The sequence below is a fragment of the Sorangium sp. So ce128 genome (assembly GCF_051525245.1).
GTDB lineage: Bacteria > Myxococcota_A > Polyangia > Polyangiales > Polyangiaceae > Sorangium > Sorangium cellulosum_B.
This window is the reverse complement of record NZ_CP150313.1, coordinates 3,904,680-3,928,788: the sequence shown is the minus strand read 5'-3', so window position 1 is coordinate 3,928,788 and position 24,109 is coordinate 3,904,680. Positions and strand designations below refer to the sequence as shown.

Sequence of the window (24,109 nt, the reverse complement as noted above, 5' to 3'; positions counted from 1 at the left end):
TCTACGGGCCGGCGGATGGGGCCGCTCGCGCGCCCGGCGAGCTCGACAACATCGAAGGACCGACGGGTCCGGAAGTTGCCTCAAGCGTGCCTATGATGCCACTACCCAAGATCTGCGCCGCCGAGCTCATGACCGAGAACCCCCGGACCGTGCGGGTCGACGACCCCATCGGCGAGGCGGTGAACGTGCTCCAGACGATGGACTTCCGCCACGTTCCGGTCGTCGACGAGCAGGGTGAGCTGGTCGGGATGCTCAGCGATCGCGACCTGCGCGCGCTCCAGTCGCCCTACGCCGAGGACACCGCGGAGGTCGGCGCAGCGCCGCGGAAGGCCCGCGCGCCGGTGTCCACGATCATGAGCGGCAATGTCGTGAGCGCCAGTCCGGACGCGGACGTGGCCGAGCTCATGGAGCTCATGCTCGACAACAAGATCGGCGCGCTCCCGATCGTCGACGGAGAAGGAGCGCTGGTCGGCATCGTCAGCTATGTGGACATCTTTCGCGGGCTCCTCAGGGAGGAGTGACCGCCGCTTCAGGGAGGTGGGCTGGGCTACCGTGGCTGACCTACCAGCAGACCGATGACGGGGAACGACATCAGGACCGAGAAGGAAATTCCCATCATCCAGCGCAACCATCTCTTCTCCGGATGATGGACCCAGTAAGACAGCAGCAGCGACAGAGACAGGGACTGCAGGAGAACCTCTGGAAGACCCCTGAGGTGGACCCATGTCGGCAACGTTGTATAGAGCATCCCCTCGATGGATCCCGGAGCCGGTCCGAACGTGCCAAGGATGCCTATCACCGCCAGGGCGATCCACATCACCAGCCACCCGTTCCTCTTCCCGAAGAACGGCTCGCGCAGCAGATGGAAGAGCCCCCCGAACATCACTCCCCGGATGGGCTGAAAGAGCGGTCCCGCCATCACCCAGGGATCGCTCGTCGGCCGCATCAGGAGGTTCAGGCTGGACTCCGCGAAGAACCGCGTATAGTCGAGCAGCGAAGACGCCAGAAGACCCACGATGGTGTAGGTGACAGAGTGGGTCACGGCCGTCTTGACCACGATCTCGAGAAGCGTTGGTCGCACTGGACTCACGACGTGCCCCCTGTGAGACGATGTTTCAAGCCACGCCGGGGCTGCCTGACCCCAGCCGTCCGGAGCGCGCTGGCCTGGGATCCGTGTCCACCTCCAGGCCCGTGCAACCCGCGCGCGGACGTCCCGCCGGGCTTCATCGCGAGCTGGCAAGGTGGCGTTGCCGAGGAGCCGCAGCGGGGATCGTGGGCAGCGACCTGCAGTTCTTGCGTCAACGCGAACGACATGCGCATGGATCAACAGCGCCGCGCTTGGGATTCACGCCGGCGCGGCCGCGCGGAGGTCGACCACGGAGCGCGCGAGCTCGGGCCCGGCGCGCCGGAACACGACGAGCTCCCCCTCGCCTTCGCCCTCGACCGCGTAGCGGAGGACAGGACCGAACACCTCGCCGAGCTCGCCGGCGTTGCACGTGGGCAGGTAGGTGCGCAATACCCGCGGGTCGTAGTAGCGAAAGAACATGGCCGCTCCGTCCGGACCCAGGACGCGGAGCAGGCGGCGCAGGTGCCGCCGCACTGTCTCGAGGGGAGACGGCGTGGCGAGGAAGATACCCCAGCTCTTCCCCCACCCGAGCCGGAGCAGGCGTCGCGTGAGCTCGCCCGATCGCTGGAGCCTCACCAGGTAGGGCGCCACCTGGGCCAGCTCCGGGCCCAGCTCGCCCGCGAGGAGGCAGCAGTGCGGCAGGTCCGAGGAGCGCACCGAGTCGGAGATCGCCGTGTCGCGCGCGCCGTCGAGGACGGCGTAGACCAGATCCGCCTCCGCGCCCCAGAGGTGCTGAACGATTCGATCGAGCGCGGCGTCATTCATCCATCACCTCGCGGCGGGGCCGCCCGGCGCGGCCCCGGGCATGATAACCTGCCTCCGTGCTGCGGCTGCGGTTGAACGAGCGTTTTCTCGACCTTGTCTCGCCGGAGGGCGGCGGGCCCGCCAGGCCGGGCGAGGAGCGGTGGATCGATCTCTTCTGGTCGTGGGAAGAGCCGCCCCCGGGCGATCGCGTGCCGCTTCGCGGAGATCGGCTCGCGGCGCGGCGCTACATCGCCTCGCTCGGCGCGCGCGCCGAGATCCTGCACGAGCTGCGGCGGTTCCTCCGCGAGGATCGGCCCTGGCTCTCGATATCGCCGGACGATCGCGAGGTGATCGACCACCTCGCGGCCGCGCTCGCGGCGGGGCAGGTACACGTCGCGGAGGCCCCGGACCAGGGTGGCTCCGGGAAGGACTTGGCCCAGCCCGCGCCCTCTCCCGCCGCGGCGGTCCCGGCCCAGCGCCCGCGCGCCGCGGCAGCGCCGGCGGAGGAGCCCGACGACGCGCAGGAGGAGCCGTGCTGGCCGTGCCTGCAGCGGGCCGCCGCCTCGGCCCAGGCGTTCCGGGACGCGGCCGCGGCAGGGCTCCCGTTCATCGCGGACAGCCCGCGCGCCCCCTGACGGCGCGGAGCGCCGCGCCTGACCGAATCCAATCGGCCGGAGTGGTGGTACCGTCGGCCCACCTATGGATGTCGTCTCCGACGGGCCGCTCCCCGTCGCCTCGCTCCTCTGGCAGGTGCGCTCCTTGACCTGGGTGCTCACCGTCGTCTGCAAGGCGACGTTCACGCTCGCGCCGGGCGAGTCGCCGCTCGCGCCCGCGCAGGAGCCGATCCGCGAGCGCGACGCGCACCTGGACGACGACCCCGCGCGCAGCCTGATCGAGGCGAGCGATCTCGCGCCGCTGAAGCAGGGCGCCGATGTCGTCCTCGTCGGCCACGCCCACGCGCCCGGCGGCAGCCCCGCGCGGTCGCTGATCGCGCGGATGGCGGTGGGCGAGATCGACAAACCCATTCAGGTGTTCTGCGATCGCCGGTTCACCCAGGAGGGCGAGCTCCAGGAAGGAGCGCACTTCACGGCGATGCCGCTCGCCTACGAGCGCGCCGCGGGCGGGCCGGACACGGACAACCCTGCGGGCATCCATCGCGAGGCGCGCGACGCCCGCGGCAGGGCCGCCGTCCCGAACCTCCTCCCCGTGGATCGGATCGTGGCCAGCCCGGACGACCCCATCGCGGCGGTGGGCTTCGGGCCCATCGCCCCCACCTGGCCTTTGCGGCGCCGCAGGCTCGGCAGACACGCGGCGGCCTGGTCGTCGGGAGCGCTCCTCTCGAGCCCGCTGCCGGAGGATCTCGATCGCACCTTCTTCAACGTCGCTCCGCTCGATCAGCGCCTGCTGCAGCTCCGCGAGGACGAGCAGATCCTGCTCGAGAACCTCCATCCTCGCCACCCGCGCCTCGTCACCAGCCTCCCCGGCGTGCGCCCGCGGGCGACCGTCACCGGCCGCGCCGGCGGGCCGCGCGATCTCGCCATGCGCTGCGACACGCTCGTGATCGACACCGCTCGCCTCCTCTGCACGCTGACCTGGCGAGGCCAGCTCCCGCTCGCGAGCCCCAAGGAGTCAGGGCAGATCCGCGTCTCGCTGGAGCGGCCCGCGAGGCAGGCGCCGGCCGAGGCACCCACCCCCTCGGCGCCGGGGCCCCAGCCGCCGCCGCGGGTGGCCCCGGCCGCGCCCAGCGTGAAGCCTCCCTCCCTCGGCCCGTCGAAGCAGACCGTCGACATGCCGTCGAAATCGCTCGACGCCGTGCAGGCTTCGATCATGCCCTTTCGCGCGGGACCGCCCACGCCGCCTCCTCCCGAGGCGCCCGCTCCGCGGCCGGCCGAGCCGCCCGGTGTCCGGCCGAAGCCGAGCTCGACCGAGGGCCAGACGAGCGATCTCACCGAGGAGGCGACGAAGGTGCCTCTCCCCTTCGTCGCCCCGTCCTCGGCGCCGCCCCCCGCCGCCGCATCGAACACCCCTTCTCCGATCCCTGCCCCGCCGATCGCGAAGGCCTCGCCCGGCGAGCCGGTCAGCCCCTGGGCGGCCGGCGCTCCGCAGCCCGGGCCGAGCGCCATGGGCATGATCCCGCACGCGCCGGCGGCGCCGCAGACCATCGGCGCGATGCTCGCGGGCGCAGGCGGGGCAGCGGACGCCGGCGCCGCGCTCGCGCCGGCGCAGCGGGACGCGCTGACGCTCGTCTGGTTCGATCGGAAGAGCGTGCCGCGCATCGTCCGCAAGCCGGCCTGGCAGCGCCTGCTCGACGCGATGGAGGCCGAGCCCCTCGACCCGGAGGCCGACGATCCGGCGCTCTCCGACGAGCCCGCCGAGATCGAGGATCGGGCGCAGGTCTTCGAGATCCTCGATCGCGGCGCGGCCGCCGACGTCGCGGGCGTGCACGGGGCGCTCGCGCGCGCCGCCGGCAAGCGCGGCATGCCGGTGCCGCCCCTCGAGCTGATCGAGGGCGAGCTCTCGCTGTCCTTTGACGAAGTGGAGACGCTGAAGGCGCTGGTCTCCACCGCGACGCCGCTCGCGACAGGCGACGACGCGCTCGCGGCGGCGCTCGGGGCCGCCGAGAAATTCCTCGCCACGCCGGGCGTCTCGACGGCGCCCGCCGTCGCCGAGGCGCTGTGCGGGAAGATCCGCGAGGCGCTCGGCCACGGAAAGAGGGGCCGGGTGGAGCTCGCGAACGAGCAGGTGGAGCGCGCGCTGCTGGAGCAGCGGCACTACCAGAAGCGCAAGGTGCTGGGCGGGCCGCACCTGCGCGGGCTGCTGCGCGTCGCCGGAGAGACGCAGCCGCTCGTCATCTACCTGCCGGCCTCGATCGCCGAGGCGCTGCCGCTCTCGGCGCGCTTCCGAGCGCGGGTGATCGCGGCGGTGCACCCGGCGATGGACGAGCGGGAGGCGGAGCCGGTGGCGCTCCAGGCGGCGGCGCTGGGGCGGGTGGTGCAGGTCAGGCAGCGGCGCGCATCATGAGGATCCGGACAGGCGCCGTCACGCCCCCCCGAGCCGCAGCACCTCGCCCGTCTCGCCCTCGATGACGACCCCGCCGATCTCCGTCCCCAGGATCTCGCTCCGCTGCCGCACCGAGCACGACGGCAGGAACACGCGCAGCACCCGCGGATCGTAGAACCGGAAATAGAGCCCCCTCCCCGTCTCTTCGTCCCTCACGATCAGCGACCGCCGCAATCTCTGCCGCACCTCTCGAAAAGGCCTCCGCCCGGTCAGGTAGACTCCCCAGCTCTCGCCCCACCCCTCGTTCACGAGCACCGGCAGGAGCGCCGACCCCTTCTCGATCCGCACCAGGTGCGGCGCCGCCCGGGCCATCGCCTCGCCCGCGACGCCCTCGAAGAGCGAGCGATTCTCGTCCTCGCAGGCGCGCAGCAGCATGAGGATGCGCCGTTCGCGGGCGGCGTCGAGGAGGGCGAAGAGCGGCTCCGGCTCGCTCTGCAGCGCCTCCAGCGCGACCGCCCGCGCGGCGAGCAGCTCCCGTGACGGCGGCGGGCGCGGCAGCGCTGGCGGGAGATCGGCGCCCAGCTCGTCGGGCACGAGCCGCAGCAGGAAGTGGGTTTGCCCCGCGACGACGAGGGCGCCGTCGCCGATCGTGGCCTCGGCGACCGCCTTGCCGTCGACCTGCGTCCCCCGGCGGCTCCGATCGACGAGCCGGCACACGGCGCCATCCCAGGCCACCTCGAAATGCACCGGCGCCATCTGCTCGTCCTGCGAGATCACGATGTCCGCCCGCCCGAGGCGCCCCACGCGCAGCGCCTCGCCGGCCTGGAGGCGCACGCGCCGCCCGGCGAGCAGCCCTGATGTCACATGGAGCAGCGCCTTCACCCGGCGCCGTCCATCCGGCAGCTCTCGCAATCGAGGAACGGAGTCCCCGACACGGACGCGGCGAGCAACGCATCGATGGTGGCGGTCGAGCCGATGTTCACCGTCGGACACCCCGTCACGATCGCGCCCTTCGGCGCCGTCTCGTCGCCGAGACGCGCGGCCATGGCGCCCTCGATGAACACGGTCGCCGAGCCCTGGACGATCGCGGCGCTGGCCGGGCACGCGGCGCGATCGCCGACCCGCGCCGCGGGCAGGAAGCCGATGTTCACCGTCCTGGCCGACGAGACGATCGGCGTGGGGCCAGGGTGGGTCTGGCAGGTGTGCAGATCGGTGAGGCGCGCGGCGGCGGGCATGATCTCGCTCCTCCTCGTCTCAGGGAGACGGCGTGTCCTTGGGGTGCGCCTCTTCGGCCTCGAGCGGCGCCGCCGGGTTCGCGCCCTGGCCGGCGCCCGGCGCGCCGCCGCTGTTGATGTTGACGATGGATCCCACGATGTCGACGCCCCCCGGGTGGATGTCGATGAAGCCTCCAGGCCCCTTGATGGTGAGCCGCTGCCCGGCCTCGAGCACCAGGGTCGCGCCCGCCTTGATGTGGAGCTGCTTGCCGGCCTCGAGCGCGTGGTTCGCGCCCACGCGCTCGTCCCGGTTCACCGCGACCGTGAGCGACACCGAGCCGTCGACGGCCGTTCGCTGGTCCAGCTTCACGTGCACGTGGTCGCCCCCGTGGACGAGCTGCTTTCGCGCGCCCTTCACGACCACGTGCTCGTCGCCGCCCACGGTGCTCCGCTTGTGGCGCGCGGTGCGCTCGACCTCATCGCGCTTGACGAGCTGGTTCCTGTCGCGCTGCGCCTGCATGTAGACGAGCTCCTGGCCCGCCTGGTCCTCGAACTTGATCTCGTTGTACCCCGCGCCGCCGGGCGACGAGCTGCTCTTCCAGGTGCTCACCGTCTTGTGATCCGGCAGCTTGTACGGCACGAGCTCGCGGCCGTTGAAGGCGCGCCCGGCCACGATCGGGAGATCTGGATCGCCGTCGAGGAAGGCCACCAGCACCTCCTGGCCGACGCGGGGGAGCATGAACATCCCGAACCCGGCGCCCGCCCAGCCCTGGCTCACGCGCATCCAGCACGAGCTGTTGTCGTCGAGCTTGCCCTCACGATCCCACGGGAACTGCACGCGCACCCGCCCGAGCTCGTCGGTGTGGATCTCGGCGCCCGGCGGCCCCACCACGGTCGCGCTCTGCAGCCCCGGCGCGACCGGCCTGGGCGTCTTGCGCGCCGGCCGGTACGGGACCTTGGGATCGGCGAAGAGCGCGCGCCCGCGCACGCTCCACGGCTCGCCGAGCGAGGCCACGATCTCGAGCTCGGCCACCAAGAGCGGCCCTCTTCCGAACTCCGGGTGCGGGTGCTGATCGACGGCGAAGACCCGGCCGGGGTAGAGGTCGATCACGTTGGCCTCGAAGAGCACGCCGCGCTTGTCGGCGCGCATCGCCGCGAGGACCCGTGTCGAGAGATCGGCTCCGTGCTTCGGGTCGTGGCGGTAAACGCCCTTGGCGTCGCCGATGGGCGCGCCGCCCCCGGCGCTCGCGGCGAGGAACGCGCCGGGCTCGTAGCGGTACTGCTCGTACTTCGCCTCGGGCGCGGGCGCCGGGGGCGCCTCGCCGGTGAGCGCGAACGAGGGCTTGCGGAAATCGTGGCCGCGGATCGTGCTCGCGCCGGGCCGGACCTCGTGGCCGAGCCGCACCCTGGTGACGAACTCGCGCTCGGCGGTCTCGAGGGGGTTGTCGACGTACGGCAGCGGCGGCCCCGGCCTCAGCGGCTCCGCCTCGAGCTTGTCGCTCAGCGTGAGCTTGGTGTCCGCCCCGCGGTCGGGGAAGGTGTAGGCGATGCCCGCCTCCTCGAGGAGGCGGGAGAGAAAGGCGTGATCACTCTCGCCGTGCTGGACCTTGTACTCGAGCCTGGGGTACGCGCCGCGATCGATCTTCCACGCCGGCTCGATCGCCCACTCGCCGAGGAGCGCGTCGACGATGTCGGGGATGGAGAGGTGCTGGTAGATGCGGTGGCCGCGGCGCTGGGTGAGCAGCCAGAGGCGCGGCACGATGCGGAGGTAGTACGTCGAGAGCCCCGTCGGCTCGGCCTGCACCTGCTCCACGTGGCTGCACACGCCTTGCCAGAGCCTGCTGCTCAGCCAGTGGAGGTGCGCGGCGTCGGGCTGGATCTGGAGCGACGCGCTCTGGCCGACGAGCGACTCCAGCTCGAGATCCGAGAGCCTGGACCGGGCCCACACCGAGACGGCGAAGAGCTCGGAGACAGCCTCCTGGACCACGACACGGCGCACGGAGAGCGAGGCCTCCCCGGACTGGAACGAGAGCTCGAAGATCGACATTCGGATCGGTCCTGGGTGCGAGCGCCGCCGCGGAAGGCTGCGGAGAGCGGATGGTAGCCCACCTCGGAAAAGAACGGGGGCGTGGCAGCCAGGAGCATCGCGTCGTCCTGGCCCCGAGACCAGACAAACGTCGGCGCAATCCAGAAAAAACCCTCGAGATTCAGGGAGTCAGCCTTCGCGTCCCCACGAGTGCGCCGGGGCGAGCCGCGCCTCGAACCAGCAGAACGTCTCGCGCACCCGGAACACGCCGCCGTCGCCGTGCTGCTCGGCGAACCGAGAGAGCGCCGTGGGCTCGACGGCCCTCGGGTCGAACCGGTCGTGGGTCGTCGCCTGCCACCACCGCAGCAATGCGTCCAGCGTCGGATACACGTGAGTTCCATGCTGCTCCTCCAGGCGGAGCAGCTGGAGCCCGGCGCCCTCGACGTGGTGCGCGAGCGCCGCGGCGTCCTCGAAGGCGAAATCCCGCAGGATCTTCTCCCCCGAAGGGTCGGCGAGCCGCGAGAGCTCCCCGACGAGCGCGGGGAGCGACGAGACGCACTGGACGAGGATGCGCCCTGCGGGGCGGAGCAGGTCGCGCATCAGGCGGAGGACCGCGCGCTTGTCGCGGATCCAGTGAAACACGAAGTTCGAGAAGACGAGATCGAAGGAGCGGCCCCGGGCGACCTCGCCGAGGGTCTCGGCCGCCGCCACCTGGAACTCCAGGTTGGGCGCGCCTGCGGTGCGCCGGGCGAGCGCGATCCGCGCCTCGTCCGGATCGATCCCAAGGACGCGCCCGTCGGGGCCCACGATCTCGGCGAGCTGCCGCGTGAGGCCGCCGGTGCCGCAGCCGAGGTCGAGCACGAGCTCGCCCCGCCTCACGCCGGCGAACGCGATGAGGCGCTCGCCGCGCCCCCTCTGCCAGAGGCTCCCTCTCCGGTAGGCCTGCGCGGCGCTCGACGCGGCCACGGCGGGCCTCCTGACGCCAACGTCCTTGTCGAGGCTCCGAGGAAGGTCACGTCTCATGTCGCACCCCCATGGTCGAAGCGCACGGTGATGAAGTAGCCAGAGCCCTCGATCACGTTCGCCGAGTGCGGGACGCCCGGCGGGATCCAGATGCTCGTGCTCTCGGTGACGTGGTGGACGCGGGAACCGAGCTCGACGCGGTACTCGAGGCCCGCGGGATCCGGGAGGATCAGGTTGATCTCCGGGCCGTCGTGGGTGTGAAGCGCCGTGTAGTCCCGGCGCGCCGCCTCGGCGCTGTCCACCCGGTGAACCGCCAGGTGAACCGGGAACCCCGCGGCGAAGAACCTGCGGATGCACTCGACGTCCTCATGGAATGCGACCGAGGACAGCGGGCTCGGCACGTTGGCGCAGAGGACCGCCTCGTCGATCCGCTTTTCGACAGAGAGGGACCTCGAGAGGAGATTCATTGTCGTCATCGGTATCGGCGCAGACATCATGGCGCTCAGCTCCGTGTGATGGCGCGGCGGCGCCGCGCGCCCGTGGACGGGGGTCGCGAGCGGGCAACAACGCAACGCGCATGCCGCCTGGCGCGCCCTCCCCGGCGTGACGTCCACGGGCGCAGCGCAAGCGCGCCGACGCGGCAAATTCGACCCCAATGGGCGCGCCGCGGCGCGCGCCGGGCCGACGGCTCGACCTCTGCGCCGGGCGAGCCGCCGTGACATGTCACGGCCGACAGCGTGACATGTCACACCCGAGAGCGTGACATGTCACGCCCGCCCTCACGCTCGGACCGTGCCATCGCGCGCCGCCGGGGCGACCTGTGACCAGTGGCAAGCACCGCACCACCGTCGTCAGTCGGTGATCGTCTCGTATTGCAGCATCGTCCCGCACGCCGCCGCGAAGTACCCGAGGAGCAACATCATGTCCACGCCTGGCCCGAACGCGGTCATCTTCGCCGAGGAGAAGAACGCGAACAGGATGTCTCCCACGGCCATGAGCGCGCAGCCCGCGAGCAGCGATCCCCAGATCGCCCACACCTTGCCGCCGCGGAAGGCGCGCGTGATCCGCAGCATCACCAGCGCGGGGACGAGCGCGATCAGATCGAGGATGGGATAGGCGATGTTGATGAGCCGCTCGCCGAGCGGCACCGGCGCGCGCGCGATCGGGGCGAGCAGGGGATAACCGACGATCGCCATCGCCGCCGCCGCGCCCGCGGCGATGCCGAGGTGCTCGCGCGCGCTGCCGACGGGGAAGCCGGACGCGCGGTACACGAAGACGAAGCGCACCGACGCGGCGATCAGCAGCGCATATCCCAGGAGGAACGCGGCGTCCGCGATCGACGGCAGCGGCGTGGGCGCGCGCGCGACGAGCGGATAGTACACGAGCCCGACCTGGCCCAGGGTGAAGAGCGCGAGCCACGCGCCGAGCAGGAACCACGGGCCGCGCGCCGGGTTGTCGCGCTCGAGGCGCGCGGCGCTGCGCAGGCCGAACACGGCGGCGAGCGCGAGGCACGCGAGCCGCACGAGCGGACCCACGGTGTCGACGACCGACGTCGGGAGGATCCGCTCGGAGAGCTCGGCGGCCTGTGGCAGGAGGCGCGGGACGTACACCGCGCACACGATCGTCACCACCACCGGCGCCACGCGGCGAACGGGGACTCGCGTCATCGAGCTCATCCCTGCGCCCCGATCGCGGCGCGCGCCTCGTCGAGGATCCGCTGGGCCTTGTCGCGCCCGACGAACACGCCGAGCCCCGGCGCGACCGCGGCGAGCAAGCGCTCCACGTCGGCCGGGGAGAGGCGCCCGTGCTTGAAACCCAGCTTGTCCGCCTGGCTGCGCACGGCCGCGCGCGCCATGTTCTCGCCGAGGTACGGCGCGAGCACGTGCACCAGCTTCTTGATGACCTCGTCCGCCGGAAGCATCGCCCTCAGCAGCGACGCGCCATGGCGGCCGGCAGCTCGCCCAGGCGGACGACGTGGATGGTCATGGGGGCGCTCGCAAGGTAGACCGCGCCGCGCGAGAGGGTCAACGAGGCAGAGAAAGCGCCCGCGGGCCTCCCCACATGCTCCGTGACGATCTCCGAGAGCTCATCGAGCTGCCCACGCGCGAGCCGGCGCTCGAGAGCCGCGGTGTTCGCGCCGCAGAGCAAACGCGATACCCTCCTTCAGGGTTTGAAGCGTCACGAGGTCGCCGAGACCGACGCCCTGTTCGATCAACGAAGGATGAGGTCGCTCGCCGCGTCCAGCATCGCTGGCCTGCGGAGCTCGCCTTCCCATGGCGCCCCCTTGATCTCGGAGGTCAGCGGAACGGCTGGGCAGGAACGGGCAATTTATGGCCTCACTGAACGGGATCAACCATCGATACAGCTTCACTTTTCCAAGAGGAAGGCGGATGGCGCACGGAACCCTCAATCACCAGGGTGAGCGGCGATCACCCTTGACATACTAAATACTCTTTACTTTCCCTCTCCCCGCGGCTCATCCAACGACGGCGATGATCGTTTTGGAGCAAATTTACACCCGCTTCTCTGCTCGGAAGCCTCGTGCTACGCAAATACTACCGGCGGTTGGCCGATGCTCCATCTGGCGTCTGGCTCAGCGGCTGCGCGGAAGCATGCACCCGGCACCCAGCGGTCCGGCATCCAGCGGTAACGAGGAGCACCATGCGAATCAACGATCAGGCAGGTCCGTCCACTGTGTCATTGGGCAAGAGGTCTCAACGCACGTTCGGTTTCCTCTCGTGCGTTACGGCCTTGCTGCTGGGCGCCTGTAGCGGCGAAGATCCCGACGCCGGGGGCTCTGGTGGAGCAGGCGGCGCCGGCGTGTCGTCCACCTCCACCACGACCTCCTCGTTGACAGGCACCAGCGCCGGCCCCAGCACCAGCAGCGCCGGCGCCGGCGACCCCTCCACCTCCGGCGCGACCACGGGCTCGTCCTCGTCGACCGGAGATCCCGCCGGTGGCACCGGCGGCTCGAGCGGGACGGGCGACACGCACCCGAAGGATCATTGTGTGGATGGTTACGATCCCCATCCCAGCGACGCGACGATGAAGGACGGCGCGGCGGAGTTCGTGAAGAACAACCAGATCGATCTCACGGTTCAGCCGGAAGTCATCGCCTGGATGGAGGAGAACGAATGGCAAGCCGCCCACTTCGAGTGGCATAGCATCCGGCGCTGCAATGGCGGCATGGGCATGAGCAGGGTCAATATCTGCAGGTCGGCGGTCCCGGTCCCGTCGGACCAGGAGTGCAAGAGCACGGGCGACGGCTACCAGTTCCTCGCCATGCACCGGCACATGATCCAGTCGCTGAAGCAGCTCTGGCCGAAGCACTCGGAGCAGTTCGAGGGCTTCAAGAAGTTCCCCACGACGGCGGAGGAGCTGCCCCAGCAGTGGAGATCGGACTTCAGGCCCTGGAGCTCCACGACGCTCGCCAACGCGAAGATCGGCGACGAGATCGACAAGCCGGAGAACCTGAGCCGCTTCCCGGACGAGGGCGCGCTCGGTATGTGGCTCCAGTGCTTCGCCGGCCAGGCCATCCCGGGCACCAGCCTGCAGGCCAGCGGCCTGCACGGGGATCTCCACTTCAAGTGGGTGCGCCCCCAGAACACCGATCACGGCCTCGGCAACCAGTTCACGAACATCGACAACTACATGTTCTGGAAGCTGCACGGCTGGATCGACAACGTCTGGGAGAAGTACCGTGTCGCCAAGGGCATGTCGCCCACCGACCAGAAGCTGAAGGACGCGGTGGCCGCCCAGTGCTACGAGATGGACGCGATCGCTCAGGTCATCAATCCCGACCTGAAGCCGGATCCGGATCCGGGGAATCCCCTGCCCGAGGAGTCCGGCGTGTTCCACACCACCGTCCGTCCGATCTTCGAGAGCGCGATCCACAAGTGCAGCGGTTGCCACGCCGCGCCGTCGACCGGTCCCGCAGCAGGTCTGTCGCTCGGCGGCGACATCAGCTCGACGGACATCGTCGCGGGCCTCGTCAACAAGACCGCCAAGGGCGGCGGGCAGTTCAAGCTCGTGGTCCCGGGAAATCCGGACCAGAGCTGGCTCTACCTCAAGGTCGCAGGGACGGCCGGGAGCGCCGGATGCAGGCCTTCTGCCGGAGGCACCTGCCAGACGGGCGTCATGCCGCAGGCCGCGGATGGCAAGCCGAGCGTGACGAGCGCTGAGCTCGCGACCCTCCGCCAGTGGATCCAGAGCGGCGCGCCCGCGCCGACGAAGAATTAGACTCGCCCCGCCCGGCCCCCTCGCCCCTGCGCATGCGCGGCCCCTGGGGGGCAACCCCCCGTCAAGGCACGCCTCACCATCGTCATCGATGAACGCCGCCGGCTCGATGCCACCCCCTGCGGTGCGCGAGCCGGCGGGCGACCCAACGCGCCCTCGAGCGGGCCCGTGGGCCTCTCGCTCTCGGCCACGCGGATGACCATGCAGGCGGCCGGCTCCCATCTTACGGCTTGGTTACCTCGAAGGACGCGACCTTCACCGAGCCGCCCAGAGACTGTGTGGCGTAGTTGAAGATGCCGAACCGGTAGCCGAGGAAGTACTGCCAGTTCTTGTTCATGTTGAGCGTGTTGCCCAGGTTGGTGAATCGGGCGCCGTCCGTGCTGTAGGAGAAGCGCGCCTGCGCGCCGCCGTTGTCCGTGCGGACGTTGGCCTCCACGCGCAGCCAGATCGTGTTGCCGGACGCCTCGGCGGAAGCCACCTCGGTGCCCGTGCTCGTCGTGGCCCAGGAGGTGTTCATGTTGACCCCATTGGTCATCACGACGCGCGTCGCCCCGTTCGCTCTCTTGACCCCGATCCACGCCGACATGTCGCGCAGGGCGGCGAGGCCGGCGACATCGCCGTTCTGCATTTTGCTATGATCGAGCTCGATCGTCGCGATCGACACGGGCCCTTCGATACGGCGCGTCAGCGTGTTTCGCGCGGCGTACAGATCGCTCGTCACCGTCGCGGCTTGCAGGGTCAGCCCGGCCCCGGACGACCACTTGGTGCTGTCGGGGTTGTGGTTCCACTCCCACTCGGGGCGCAGGGTCGCCTCCGCGAAGGTGTCCTTGGTCACAGGCGGCTTCACCCGGTTCGATCCGCAAGGCAGGTTCGGGAAGGGGTACGTACCTCCCCATTTGCCGTCCACCAGGGTGAGCGAGGGCCAGCCGTCGGTCCAGGTCATCGGGGCCATTACCGGGATGCGGCCCGCCGGGTACGAGTCGTTGAACCCGAGGTAGTACCAGTCGCCGTTCTGCGTCTGGACGACGCCGCCCTGGTGCGGGGCGCCGCCGGAGCCCGGAGCGCCGGCGTAGGGCAGCTTGACCGCGAAGGGCCGCAGCTCGTAGGGACCAAAGGGCCCACTCGTCGAGCGAAGCACGTACTCACCGTTCGCGTATTGCGTGGTGAAGATGTAGTAGTTTCCATCCTTCTTGATGAAGCGAGAGCCCTCCAGCGGTCCGGAGAGGTTGCCCGGCGTCTGGAACACCGTCTGACTCTTGACCTGGCTGAAGCCGTCTGCGCTCAGCTGCGCCACGCTGATCGTGTTGTTTCCGGAAGCCACGTACATGGTGTCGTCGTCGTCGATCAACAGCCCCATGTCGTAGTAGCAGCCGCCCTTGTGCTTCTCCCACGGACCTTCGGGGGACTTGGCCGTGAAGACCCAGCCGCCGCCCTTGTTGTGCATGCAGCCCATCCAGTAGAAGGTCTTGTTGCTCTCCCGGTACTGGAGCGTGGAAGCCCAGATGCCGTTGACATAGGATCGACCCCCGCTCAGGTCGTATGACGGGTCGACGTCCAGCAGGGGAACGGAGTGGGAGACGTATTCCCAGTGGACCAGATCGTAGGAACGGAGCAGGGGCGCTCCAGGCGCATGGTGGAAGGTGGACGCCGTGTAGTAGTACGTGTCGTCCACGCGAATGACCTCCAGATCGGGGAGGTCTTGCCAGAGGAGAGGATTGGAGTAGGTCTCGGGGCAGACGGCTGGGGCGCCGCCGCCGTCGCCGCCGTCGCCGCCGCCGGCGCCGGGGTCACCTCCCCCGGACGCGGCCGAGCTTCCGCTGGCGCTCGTCGAACCGCCGCTCGTCGTTTGCCCATCGCTCCCGCCCGAGCCGCTGCTGCTCGAAACGCCCGCTCCAGGGCCGGTCGTCGCGCCCGTGGCGCCGCCGCCGCCATCACCGTCACCCACCTGCGACTCCCCACTACAACTTGCGAGGAGAGCGAGGAGACAGGCAGCAGACGCCGCACCGCATGCGCGTCGGTTGAGAGAGCGGGTGTTGATAGGTCGGGAAGGGAAGTGCATGGTGATGGCCCGATAAGAGGTGTCAGCGAGAGCGCGCGGCGCGCGGCTGTCAGAAAAAAGAAAAACGAACGCGTCGAGGCGACGCGGCTCCTTGGTCGGGACGACCCGGCGTTGTCGCGCGGTCGCCGCCCAGAAGCATTCGCCCGAAATTTTCGGGAAAATTCACAGGGAGGCAGGGAGACGGGGAGTAAAATTCCACCGATCTCCCCGTCTCCCCGCCTCCCTGTTCAACTTCCCGCGAAAAATGCCAGCCCAAGGGAGGCTTTGTCAGGTCACCGCCCTGCCCGAGCGCGCCTGAGTCAATTGTGAACGTTCACATTCCACCAGTCAACCAAAATTGACGGGGGCGCGCCGCCGTCGACGGAGGCTCAGGAGCGCGGCCGGGGGATCCCGAGCCGCTGCCGCCGCTCCCACAGCGCCTTGCGGCTGATGCCGAGGCGGCGGGCGATCTCGGTCTCCGTCAGCTCGTGCTGGTGCTCGAGGACGAAGCGGCGGAAATAACCCTCGAGAGAGTCGGACGGGGGCTCTCCCTCGTGCGCGTCCGCGGCAGGCGCGGGCGACGGCGGTTGAGGGGGCGCGTCGAGCCCGAGCAGCTCCAGCCCGATCTCGCTCGCATCGGCGAGCACCATCGCGCGATGAACGGCGTTCTCCAGCTCCCGGATGTTGCCCGGCCAGGGGGCCGCCGCGATGGCGGCGCGCGCCTCCGGCGTCAGCGTGAGCGGCGCGCGGCCCATCGCCCACGCGCGCCGCCGGAGCAGCGACTCCGCGAGGCGCAGCGCATCGCCCGGCCGCTCGCGCAGCGGCGGGAGGCGGATCTCGAGGACCCGCAGCCGGAAGTAGAGGTCGCTCATGAACGATCCGTCGCGCACCATCGCCACGAGATCTCGGCGCGTCGCCGCGATGAGGCGCACGTCGACGCGCCGGGCGCGGGTCGCGCCCACGCGCCGCACCTCGCCCGTCTGGAGGAAGCGGAGGAGCCGCGCCTGGACCTTGGGCGGCAGCTCGGCGACCTCGTCGAGCAGCAGCGTCCCGCCCTCCGCGGCCTCGCAGAGCCCAGCGCGCGCCGAGATCGCGCCGGGGACGGCGCCGCGCTCGTATCCGAAGAGCTCCCCCTCGATCTGCCCCTCGGGGATGGCCGCGCAGTGGACCGGGACGAACGCCAGCTGCCGGCGCGGGCTCAGCCGGTGCACGGCGCGGGCGAGCGTCTCCTTGCCCGCGCCGCTCTCGCCGAGGACGAGCAGCGTCGCCTCGCTCGGGGCGACCTTGCGCACCCGCGCGAACACCTCGCGCATGGCCGCAGAGCCGCCGACCATGCCCTCGAGCTCGTCGTCTTCAGTTGCAGGCGGCACGGGCGGCGCAGGCGGCGCGGGCACCGAGGCGCCTTTCGCGACGTCGGGGAGCGCGCTCCGCGCAGGCCGCGCGCCGGGGAGATGATGGTCGAGGAGGGCGACGAGCTCGGCATGATCGAACGGCTTCGACAGGTAATCCGCAGCGCCGCGCTTCACGGCGTCCACGGCCGCCTTCACCGTGGCGTAGCTCGTCATGAGCACGACCGGCGCGCCGCCGCACTGCCCGACGAGCGCGGTGCCCGGCGCGCCCGGCAGGCGCACGTCGGCCAGCACGAGATCGAACGCGCGCAGATCGTGATCCGCCGAGGCATCCTCGACCGACCCCGCCTCGATGACGTCGTGCCCATGACGAACGAGCAGCCGCCGGAGCTCCGTCCGGATGACGACCTCGTCCTCGACCAGCAGGATCCGGCTCACGGCGCCACCTCGAGCCCGCGCATGGGACAAGGCTACTCAGGACCGTTGCGGCTGAATACGTGAGGACGCATGGCGCAACGCGTCAAGGCTGGCAGCTCGGTTGTCCAGGTTACCGGTCATGGCGCCCTACGAGGGCCGAGGCGCTTCTCCGCCGGGGGGAGCGGGTGGTCTTCGCCGGGCGCGCGGTAGCTCGGAGCTCCGCGCGCCCGATCGGGCGCCCCCCCCACGAGAGGCCTCCGCTCTACTCGGGCTGGGGGACGAACAGCAAGAGGTCGACGGCGTTCGCGAGCGCCTCCAGGCCGGTCGGGTTGAAGTGCAGCCCGTCATCCTGGTAGTCGAGGTCAGCTTTCAGCTTGGTGGGATCGTTGGGGTCGACGACCGCCGGCTCGAAATCGATGACCTCGTCGAACTTGCCGCTCGTGCGGATCCAGGTGTTGACCGTCTGGCGGGTCGTCTCGCGGGCCGCGGAGAAGTACCCGGTGCCGAGCGGCGTGATGGGCGCTCCATAAACGAGCATCCCTTTCTCCTTCGCCTTGGTGATGAACTCGCCATAGGCCGCGATCAGGTTCTCGGCGACGGGCGGCTGGCTGTCGCCGCCGATGTCGTTCACCCCGATGAACGTGATCAGCCATTTCGCGCCGCGCTGATCCAGGACATCACGCTGGAAGCGGGCCTTGGCCGTCGGCCCGAGCCCGCCGGCGAGCACGTTGCCCCCGCCGATGCCCAGGTTCAGCACGGCGACCTGCTGGGTCCCCTGATTGGACCGCAGCCGGCGAGACAGGAAGTCCGGCCAGCGGGTGTTCCCGTCCGTGTCCGAGCCGCGGCCATCGGTGATCGAGTCGCCCAGGATGACGATCGCCGCCGCCTCGGGAGCCGCATCGACGTCGAGGCCCGTGATGTAGTACCAGTGCGCCGTGGACACAGGGGAGGTCAGGGTCGCCGCCGAGACCCCGTTGCCGGTCTGGATATACGAGTTGGTCCGCGAGCCCGGGTGTCCGGTGATCCCGGCCGGCACGGCGCCGAACTTGATGGTCACCGCCATCTTGGTGTTGGGCTTGATGGTGTACTCGATCGGATCGGAGAAGACCGTCTTGCCCACCGGGATGGTCACCGAATCGGCCCCCGTGAACTTCAGGGCATGGTCGGTGGCCACGTCGATGCCGTCGGCGGTCGTCGACTCCGCGATGTGGACCGACTCCATGGTCACCGGTCCGTCGCCGAACTCGTTCGAGAGCAGCAGCCGCACGCCCTTGCCGCCGATCGACGTATAGATCACCTGGCGCAGCGTGTTGTTGGTCAGCTGCGGACCGTCCGGGGGCGGGTTGTTGTGGGGCTCGGTCAGCTGCGGACCGGTCGTCCACGTCCCGACCCAGTGCGCCTCCGCCGCGCCGCCGGCGCCACCACCGCCGCCGTCGCCACCCCCCACGCCCGTGGCCCCGCCGCCGCCGGTGGCGCCAGCGCCGCCCCCTCCGGTGTCGCCGCCGCCATCGCCGCCGCCAGAGGCATCACCCCCGCCGGAGCTCGCCGCGCTGCTCGAGCTGGACGTCGAGCTCGACGTGCTGCTCGATGTCGTGGTGTCCGTGTCATCGCCGCAGCCGGCGACAGCCAAAAACAGAAGAGCACAAAGTATTCTTCGCATGGTCCTCGACGCTCGAAAGATTGCTGTGTTCGCGATCGTTCGAATTGCCCCTCGGCGCACCGCCCCCGCCGACCAGCAGCTCCTTCAGCGCATTCGAACTTTCGAATTTTTTGATTTCAGCCGATAGCGCGCCGGTTCGCTCGTGCGCGCAGCGTCGCCCGGATCGAGCCCCGATCGATCGAAGAGCTCATCTGGATGGCTGCGCTGCCCACCGTCGATGTCCGGAGGCGCGCGGGAGAGCGCGGGCCGATGCCATGTCCCTCACACGCGCCATCGAGTGTGTCACACGAGGACTCGATATACTACTCGGTTCATCGCCGGGAGAACGCCCGGGGCGCGCCGTCCGACCACGTGGCGTTACGTTCGGTAACGCTTCGATGCGCTCGCGTTACGTTCGGTAACACCCGGCGCAACGCGTCGTCGAGGCGCTTCGACCCATGACCCGAGGCCGCCGTGGGTCGCGCGGGCGGCGCTCCGGCCAGCCCGGCGCCGGCGGCGCGCCGCCGGGCGGCTGGCGGCGGGGGTCAGGACGAGCGCTCGGAGGGACCGGCGGCGAGGGCCTCGTGCACGGCCTCGCGCGTCCCAGTGCCGGCGAGGAGGTGCCACGCTCGGAGCGTCGGCAGGTCGCGCATGGCCTCCACGGCCAACCGCAGCGGTGGCGGCATGGGGCCGAACCGAGCTTCGTAGAGCTCGATCGTCGCTTGCGCCATCCCCTGCGCCATCCCTTGCGCGACCCCCTGCGTGCGTCCCTGCTCGATGAATTGCTCGACGAGTTCCTGCGTGGTCATCACGAACTCCTCTTCTTCCGGTGTCGCTGGCCCGCGCTGGATCGGTTCCGCATGGCGGGCGCAGGCTGGCACGCCGTGCGGACGAGACGAAGAAAAATGCAGGCTCGTCCGCGCGGCGGGCATCGCAAACCGCTTACGCGCGCTCGGCCCGATGCATTTTCATTTCGACACACCAACTGCCACCAACGGCCTGATCACAAGGTGCGATCGCGGCCGGCGGATCTCGCCAATCGCCGCGTCTTCCTTTCGTGGCCCCCGGAGCCGACACGTCGAGCCACGCCGACGCAGGGCGCCTCAGTCCGCCTCGATGAAGGCGTATCCGAGCATCGGCTCCGCGACATCCCCTCCAAGGTAGCCGGCGGCCGAGGCCATGCTGTTGCTGCACTGGAACGTCTCGCCGAAGCCCGTGGTGGGCTCGGTCGCGGCGAGCTTCTGAAAGACGCTTTCCGGAGTCGCACGCTCGAACTCGAAGAAGATGGGCGCGTCCTTGCGCGACAGCCCCGTACAGGGCGGGCTCTCCGAGCTCGCGAACGCCGAACCCGCGCTCGGTAACACGGCCCTCGGCGTCCCCGTGCCTGCGAAATTCGGCCGTACCCGAGGAGCGCCGCTCCGATGGTAGGATGCGGCGCATGCCCCTGCCGCACCTCGATCCAGGAGCCCTCGAGGCCATCGTCGAACCGACGGACGGGCCGCACCCGACCGGAGCGGTCCGCGCATACCGGCGCTCGTTGCGCCTCCACGGGTGATGAGCGCTCCCATGGACCGAGAGTGGCCGCTCGACGCGGACGACTTCTCCGCCTACTACGCCTTCGCGCCGGCGGCGCTCGCCATCCGCGAGTGCGTGCGGCTGCGCGCCGTGCGCGAGCTCGATCTGCCGGAACCGCTGCTCGACGTCGGCTGCGGCGACGGCCTGTTCGCGCGCCTCGCCTACCCGGACAAGCAGGCGTGGGGCATCGACATCAACCCGACCGAGGTGCAGCGCGCGCAGCGGACCGCGTCGTACCGCACGCTCATCTGCGGCAACATCGTCAACGTCCACCTGCCCGAGGGGTTCTTCGGCAGCGCCATCGCCAACTGCAGCCTCGAGCACGTGCCCGATCTCCACGGCGCCCTCGTGAACATCCGGCGCGCGCTCAGGCCCGGGGCGCGGTTCGTGCTCATCGTGCCCACGCCCGACTGGACGTACCAGCTCGCCCTGCCCGAGGCGCTCCGCTCCGTGGGCCTGGTCGGCCTCTCGCGCGCGTACGGCGACGCGCTCGATCGGGTCTTCTCGCACGTCCACCTCTACGACGAGGCGGGCTGGCGCGATCACCTCGCGCGCGCGGGCTTCGACCTCGTGGAGACGCGCCCCATCGCGGGCCGGCCGACCTCGTGGGCGTTCGACTTCATGCTGTACCCGAGCTTGCTCGGCTACGTGATGCGCAAGCTCACCGGCCGCTGGATCGCGATGCCAGCGCTCCGCCCGCTCACCGTCGACGTGGCGCGCGCCATGGTCAACGCGCTCGGGCGCCTCGCCCCGGGCGGCGACGCGGCCGCCGAGTACCTGCTCGTGGCGCAGGCAGGGCCCGATGGCTGAAACGGCGGCGCCGCCCGGCGACTACTTCTCGAACCACCGCCGCCGCGAGCGGTTCCCGTGGTCGCTCTACCACAGCGCGCTCACCCGCCCCCTCGCCCGCGCCATCGCCGCGCGCGGCCCGCGCCCGCGCGTGCTCCTCGTCGGCTGCGGCCTCGAAGGGGAGATCCCCGGCGCGCCGCCCGCGACCGAGCTCTACGGCTGCGATCTCGACGCGCGCGCCATCGAGGCGTGCCGGCGCCTCTACCCGGCGCGCGCAGCGCGCTTCGCCGTCTGTCCGGGGCCCTACGAGCTCCCGACGGGCGGCGGGTTCGACGGCCCGTTCGACGTCGTGCTCGCGAAGGAGGTCGTCGAACACACCCTCGATCCGTCGCGCTGGGCGCGCGGGCTCTCGGCGCGCCTCGCGCCGGGCGGCGCGCTGCTGCTCACGACCCCGAACTACGGCTGCCTGTCGACGCTGCCGCTCCTCGAGGCCACGGTGCTCGAGTGGATCGCGCGCCGCGACGGCTTCTCGCGCAAGCACATCCACCCGAGCAAGTTCGACGAGCGCAGCCTCGCGGCGCTCGACGTCGGGGAGCGGATGCGGCTCGTATCGGTGCGGCGCACGCTCACCGGCTGGTCGCTCCTCGGCACCTGGCAACGCGCCCCGGGCTGACCCGGGCGACGGCGAGCTCCGCTGATGCTCTACCTCCTGCTCGCGCTCGGCGTCCTCGTCCTCCGGCTGGCCGAGCTCCGCGCGGACGCGGCCGCCGGCCCCATCGCGCCCGCGTCCGCGCCGGCCGTACCCGTCGCGCCCGGGCCCGCGCCGCGCCTCGCCTGGCTCGCCGCCGCGGCGGCGGTGGTGGTGGCGCTCCTGCCCGCGCTGCGCGACGCGCCCGCGCTCGCCGGGCCCGGCGCCGCGCTGTCGAAGGACACGATCTCGCACCTCGCCATCGCCTACGACATCGCGACGAGCGGCCTGCCGCACGGGTGGATCGCCACGAACAACGGCGGCTTCCCGGTCGCGCTGCACTACCCGCCGGTCGGCTGGCTGCTCGTGGCGGCGCTGATCCGCCTCGGCGTCGCGCCGGTGGTCGCAGTGAAGGGGCTCGGCTTCGCGGCCTTCGTCGGGGCCCCGCTGGTCGTCCTCGCCGCGGCCCGCGCGGTCGGCGCGCGGCCCGCGTCGGCCGCCGCCGGCGCGGTGGCGCTCGCGTGGGTCGCGCCGTACGTGCAGTTCGCCGGCGGGTGGCCGTCATTCTTCCTCCTCGGGCTGCTCTCGCAGATCCTGGTCATCCCCCTCGTCATCGCGTGGGCCGCCGCGGTGATCCGCCCCGCCCGCTTCGAGCTCGGACCGGCGCTCGCCGCCGCCTGCGCGGCGACGCACCCGCAGGTCTTCACGGTGAGCGCCGCCGTCCTGGGCGCGGCCGCGATCGCCGCGTGGGATCGGCGGCTGTGCGCGCGCGTGCTCCGCTCGCTCGCCGGCGGCGGCCTGGTCGCGGCCGCGCTCTACGGCCCCGGCATCGCGTCGATGGCCGCGCCCTTCGGCTGGCCCGCCGGCCTCGGCTGGCGGCACATCGGCTTCGGGCCCGAGCGCGTGCTGCCGTGGATGCTCGATGGCGACCTGCTGGACCACGAGCACGCCCCGGTGATCGGCTCCGCGTGGATCGCCGCCTGCTTCCTCCATGCGACGCGCCTCCGCGCCCCGGCGTCGCGGGCCGTCCTCGCGGCGTCGGCGGTCGCGCTGCTCCTGTCGATGAGCGGCGGCTGGATCGTCGGCGCAGGCCCGCTCGGCCGCGCGCTGCTCTCGCTGTTCCAGCCGATGCGCGCCCTCGCCCTCCTGCCGCTCGTCGCGGCCGCGGCCATCCTCGGCGCGCTCGACCTCGCGGCGGCGGCGCTCGCGCGCATCGGCGCCTCGCTGGCAGCGCGGGGCGCGCGCCGCTCGCGCCCCGCGCTCGCCGGGCTCCTGCCAGCCGCGCTCGCCGCGGTCCTGCCGGCCGCGCTCGCGCTCGTCGCGGCCCTCGAGATCCCCGCCCGCGCGGCCGATCTCCACGTCCTTGCAGAGAAGCAGGCCGCGCTCGTCGCGTCGCGCGGCTGCCCGCCGCCCGCCGAGGGCTTCGACCCCGATCTCATCGCCCGCTGGCTCGCCGAGGCGCCGCACGGCCGCGCGAGCTACGCCGTCGAGGACGAGTTCGCGACCTGCTCGATGATGCACGCCGCCGATCTCCGCCGCGCGGTCCCGATGGCCGTCTCGACCGGCGCGGGCGCGCATGTGGGCGTTCACGCCGCGGCCTTCCTCGCGGTGGCGCCCGAGCGCCCCGGGAGCGCCGCGCGCGCGGAGGCGCTCGGCATCCGCACGCTCATCCACCTGACCACGCAGCGGCCGGGGCCGCCCGAGGCGTGGGCGCTCGTGGACAGGCGCGGCGAGGTCGAGCTGTCTCGGCGGGTGGGCGGCACGGACTACGTGGGGCTCGGGTGCGTGCGCGAGGTGTGGCGCGGCCAGGAGGCCGATCTGCTCGCGGCGCTCTTCGAGCACCTGAAGCAGCCGCGCACAGTGCTCGACACGCCTGGTGAGCTCGTGGCGCTGGAGGCCACACGCGGCCCGCTCGAGCGCGTGGCCGTGGCCGACGACGGCTGCGACGCGGCCCGCGCCAGCGTGCGCGAGGTGCCGCGCGAGCCGGGCGCATACGAGGCGTTCGTCGAGGCCGAGGCGCCGGTCGACGTCGTGTTCCGCGCGACGGCGTACAGCGGCTGGCGCGTGCGCGACGGCGGCGCCGAGCTGGCCACGAGGCGCGTCGCCCCGGGCTTCTTCGCGGTGCGCGTCGGGCCCGGCCGGCACCACCTGGAGGCGGTGGTGGCGCTGCCGCGGTTTTACCTGCAGGCGCTCGCGCTCGCGTGCGGGGCCGCGCTCGCGCTGGGGGCGCCGCGGCTCCGGCGGCCGCTGTTCCGCCGGGGCCGGCTGTCCGCCACCACGCGCCGGTGACTGGCGCGTACCCGAG

General features: G+C 71.4%; 23 protein-coding genes. 7 read left to right on the top strand and 16 right to left on the bottom strand.

Features of this window, described 5'->3' with window-relative positions:
- Positions 1-92 precede the first annotated feature (92 nt).
- On the top strand, positions 93-521 hold the full coding sequence (locus WME82_RS15185; RefSeq protein ID WP_438043415.1) for a CBS domain-containing protein: 429 nt from the start codon (positions 93-95) through the stop codon (positions 519-521).
- 26 nt (positions 522-547) lie between these two features.
- Here the strand turns inward: WME82_RS15185 and WME82_RS15180 are convergent, their stop codons facing one another.
- Positions 548-1,057, bottom strand: coding sequence for a hypothetical protein (locus WME82_RS15180; protein ID WP_437871913.1), 510 nt, complete (start codon positions 1,055-1,057; stop codon positions 548-550).
- A gap of 288 nt (positions 1,058-1,345) precedes the next feature.
- Positions 1,346-1,891: a DUF4123 domain-containing protein gene (locus WME82_RS15175; protein WP_438043414.1), complete on the bottom strand. Its 546-nt coding sequence runs from the start codon at positions 1,889-1,891 to the stop codon at positions 1,346-1,348.
- 71 nt (positions 1,892-1,962) lie between these two features.
- Here WME82_RS15175 and WME82_RS15170 point away from each other — a divergent pair, with 71 nt between their 5' ends.
- Together WME82_RS15170 and WME82_RS15165 are read left to right on the top strand one after the other, a co-directional pair.
- Complete coding sequence (locus WME82_RS15170) at positions 1,963-2,505, top strand: hypothetical protein (protein ID WP_438043413.1); 543 nt, start codon at positions 1,963-1,965, stop codon at positions 2,503-2,505.
- 64 nt (positions 2,506-2,569) lie between these two features.
- Entirely contained in the window at positions 2,570-4,891 is a 2,322-nt protein-coding gene (locus tag WME82_RS15165) for a DUF2169 family type VI secretion system accessory protein (protein ID WP_438043412.1), read from the top strand.
- An 18-nt stretch (positions 4,892-4,909) separates the two neighbouring features.
- Here WME82_RS15165 and WME82_RS15160 read toward each other — a convergent pair whose 3' ends face one another.
- From WME82_RS15160 to WME82_RS15120, 9 genes are all read right to left on the bottom strand, one after another.
- Positions 4,910-5,752 carry a DUF4123 domain-containing protein gene (locus tag WME82_RS15160; protein WP_438043411.1) on the bottom strand — a complete coding sequence of 281 codons (843 nt, stop codon included), beginning with the start codon at positions 5,750-5,752 and terminating at the stop codon, positions 4,910-4,912.
- Positions 5,749-6,105, bottom strand: a complete 357-nt coding sequence (locus WME82_RS15155; RefSeq protein ID WP_438043410.1) for a PAAR domain-containing protein — start codon at positions 6,103-6,105, stop codon at positions 5,749-5,751. The genes WME82_RS15160 and WME82_RS15155 overlap by 4 nt, the downstream gene beginning before the upstream one ends.
- Before the next feature lie 19 nt (positions 6,106-6,124).
- On the bottom strand, positions 6,125-8,131 hold the full coding sequence (locus WME82_RS15150; protein WP_438043409.1) for a type VI secretion system Vgr family protein: 2,007 nt from the start codon (positions 8,129-8,131) through the stop codon (positions 6,125-6,127).
- Between the two features lie 168 nt (positions 8,132-8,299).
- A complete protein-coding gene (locus tag WME82_RS15145; protein WP_438043408.1) occupies positions 8,300-9,076 on the bottom strand; it encodes a class I SAM-dependent methyltransferase in 777 nt (258 codons plus the stop codon).
- A 53-nt stretch (positions 9,077-9,129) separates the two neighbouring features.
- Positions 9,130-9,549, bottom strand: coding sequence for an AraC family ligand binding domain-containing protein (locus WME82_RS15140; protein ID WP_438043407.1), 420 nt, complete (start codon positions 9,547-9,549; stop codon positions 9,130-9,132).
- Positions 9,550-9,924: 375 nt separating this feature from the next.
- Entirely contained in the window at positions 9,925-10,740 is an 816-nt protein-coding gene (locus WME82_RS15135) for a hypothetical protein (protein WP_438043406.1), read from the bottom strand.
- A gap of 5 nt (positions 10,741-10,745) precedes the next feature.
- Positions 10,746-10,994, bottom strand: a complete 249-nt coding sequence (locus WME82_RS15130) for a hypothetical protein (RefSeq protein WP_438043405.1) — start codon at positions 10,992-10,994, stop codon at positions 10,746-10,748.
- A 5-nt stretch (positions 10,995-10,999) separates the two neighbouring features.
- Positions 11,000-11,221 (bottom strand): hypothetical protein, encoded by a 222-nt coding sequence (locus WME82_RS15125; protein WP_438043404.1) that lies wholly within the window; start codon positions 11,219-11,221, stop codon positions 11,000-11,002.
- A 566-nt stretch (positions 11,222-11,787) separates the two neighbouring features.
- Entirely contained in the window at positions 11,788-12,063 is a 276-nt protein-coding gene (locus tag WME82_RS15120; protein ID WP_438043403.1) for a hypothetical protein, read from the bottom strand.
- A gap of 19 nt (positions 12,064-12,082) precedes the next feature.
- On the opposite strand from WME82_RS15120, the gene WME82_RS15115 reads away from it, so the two are divergent.
- Entirely contained in the window at positions 12,083-13,312 is a 1,230-nt protein-coding gene (locus tag WME82_RS15115) for a hypothetical protein (RefSeq protein WP_438043402.1), read from the top strand.
- Positions 13,313-13,532: 220 nt separating this feature from the next.
- Here WME82_RS15115 and WME82_RS15110 read toward each other — a convergent pair whose 3' ends face one another.
- From WME82_RS15110 to WME82_RS15090, 5 genes are all read right to left on the bottom strand, one after another.
- Entirely contained in the window at positions 13,533-15,368 is a 1,836-nt protein-coding gene (locus tag WME82_RS15110) for a glycoside hydrolase family 43 protein (RefSeq protein ID WP_438043401.1), read from the bottom strand.
- A gap of 368 nt (positions 15,369-15,736) precedes the next feature.
- Positions 15,737-17,134 carry a sigma-54-dependent transcriptional regulator gene (locus WME82_RS15105; protein WP_438043400.1) on the bottom strand — a complete coding sequence of 466 codons (1,398 nt, stop codon included), beginning with the start codon at positions 17,132-17,134 and terminating at the stop codon, positions 15,737-15,739.
- 241 nt (positions 17,135-17,375) lie between these two features.
- Complete coding sequence (locus WME82_RS15100) at positions 17,376-18,773, bottom strand: SGNH/GDSL hydrolase family protein (protein ID WP_438043399.1); 1,398 nt, start codon at positions 18,771-18,773, stop codon at positions 17,376-17,378.
- A gap of 524 nt (positions 18,774-19,297) precedes the next feature.
- Complete coding sequence (locus tag WME82_RS15095) at positions 19,298-19,561, bottom strand: hypothetical protein (RefSeq protein WP_437871890.1); 264 nt, start codon at positions 19,559-19,561, stop codon at positions 19,298-19,300.
- Between the two features lie 294 nt (positions 19,562-19,855).
- Positions 19,856-20,116, bottom strand: coding sequence for a hypothetical protein (locus WME82_RS15090; protein WP_438043398.1), 261 nt, complete (start codon positions 20,114-20,116; stop codon positions 19,856-19,858).
- Positions 20,117-20,318: 202 nt separating this feature from the next.
- Between WME82_RS15090 and WME82_RS15085 the strand changes: the two genes are divergently transcribed.
- From WME82_RS15085 to WME82_RS15075, 3 genes are read left to right on the top strand one after another with little or no spacing between them, the layout of a single operon-like run.
- Positions 20,319-21,137, top strand: a complete 819-nt coding sequence (locus tag WME82_RS15085) for a class I SAM-dependent methyltransferase (protein WP_437746134.1) — start codon at positions 20,319-20,321, stop codon at positions 21,135-21,137.
- A complete protein-coding gene (locus WME82_RS15080) occupies positions 21,130-21,789 on the top strand; it encodes a class I SAM-dependent methyltransferase (RefSeq protein ID WP_438043397.1) in 660 nt (219 codons plus the stop codon). Before WME82_RS15085 ends, WME82_RS15080 begins: the two co-directional genes overlap by 8 nt.
- Positions 21,790-21,813: 24 nt before the next feature.
- Positions 21,814-24,093, top strand: a complete 2,280-nt coding sequence (locus WME82_RS15075) for a hypothetical protein (protein WP_438043396.1) — start codon at positions 21,814-21,816, stop codon at positions 24,091-24,093.
- Positions 24,094-24,109: the final 16 nt, after the last annotated feature.

Bases quoted from the DNA above. Each gene is read 5' to 3' on its own strand.
- WME82_RS15185 (WP_438043415.1), top strand. From the start codon at position 93: ATGATGCCACTACCCAAGATCTGCGCCGCCGAGCTCATGACCGAGAAC.
- WME82_RS15175 (WP_438043414.1), bottom strand. From the start codon at position 1,891: ATGAATGACGCCGCGCTCGATCGAATCGTTCAGCACCTCTGGGGCGCG.
- WME82_RS15165 (WP_438043412.1), top strand. From the start codon at position 2,570: ATGGATGTCGTCTCCGACGGGCCGCTCCCCGTCGCCTCGCTCCTCTGG.
- WME82_RS15155 (WP_438043410.1), bottom strand. From the start codon at position 6,105: ATGCCCGCCGCCGCGCGCCTCACCGATCTGCACACCTGCCAGACCCAC.
- WME82_RS15150 (WP_438043409.1), bottom strand. From the start codon at position 8,131: ATGTCGATCTTCGAGCTCTCGTTCCAGTCCGGGGAGGCCTCGCTCTCC.
- WME82_RS15140 (WP_438043407.1), bottom strand. From the start codon at position 9,549: ATGACGACAATGAATCTCCTCTCGAGGTCCCTCTCTGTCGAAAAGCGG.
- WME82_RS15135 (WP_438043406.1), bottom strand. From the start codon at position 10,740: ATGACGCGAGTCCCCGTTCGCCGCGTGGCGCCGGTGGTGGTGACGATC.
- WME82_RS15130 (WP_438043405.1), bottom strand. From the start codon at position 10,994: ATGCTTCCGGCGGACGAGGTCATCAAGAAGCTGGTGCACGTGCTCGCG.
- WME82_RS15110 (WP_438043401.1), bottom strand. From the start codon at position 15,368: ATGCACTTCCCTTCCCGACCTATCAACACCCGCTCTCTCAACCGACGC.
- WME82_RS15100 (WP_438043399.1), bottom strand. From the start codon at position 18,773: ATGCGAAGAATACTTTGTGCTCTTCTGTTTTTGGCTGTCGCCGGCTGC.
- WME82_RS15095 (WP_437871890.1), bottom strand. From the start codon at position 19,561: ATGACCACGCAGGAACTCGTCGAGCAATTCATCGAGCAGGGACGCACG.
- WME82_RS15085 (WP_437746134.1), top strand. From the start codon at position 20,319: ATGGACCGAGAGTGGCCGCTCGACGCGGACGACTTCTCCGCCTACTAC.
- WME82_RS15080 (WP_438043397.1), top strand. From the start codon at position 21,130: ATGGCTGAAACGGCGGCGCCGCCCGGCGACTACTTCTCGAACCACCGC.
- WME82_RS15075 (WP_438043396.1), top strand. From the start codon at position 21,814: ATGCTCTACCTCCTGCTCGCGCTCGGCGTCCTCGTCCTCCGGCTGGCC.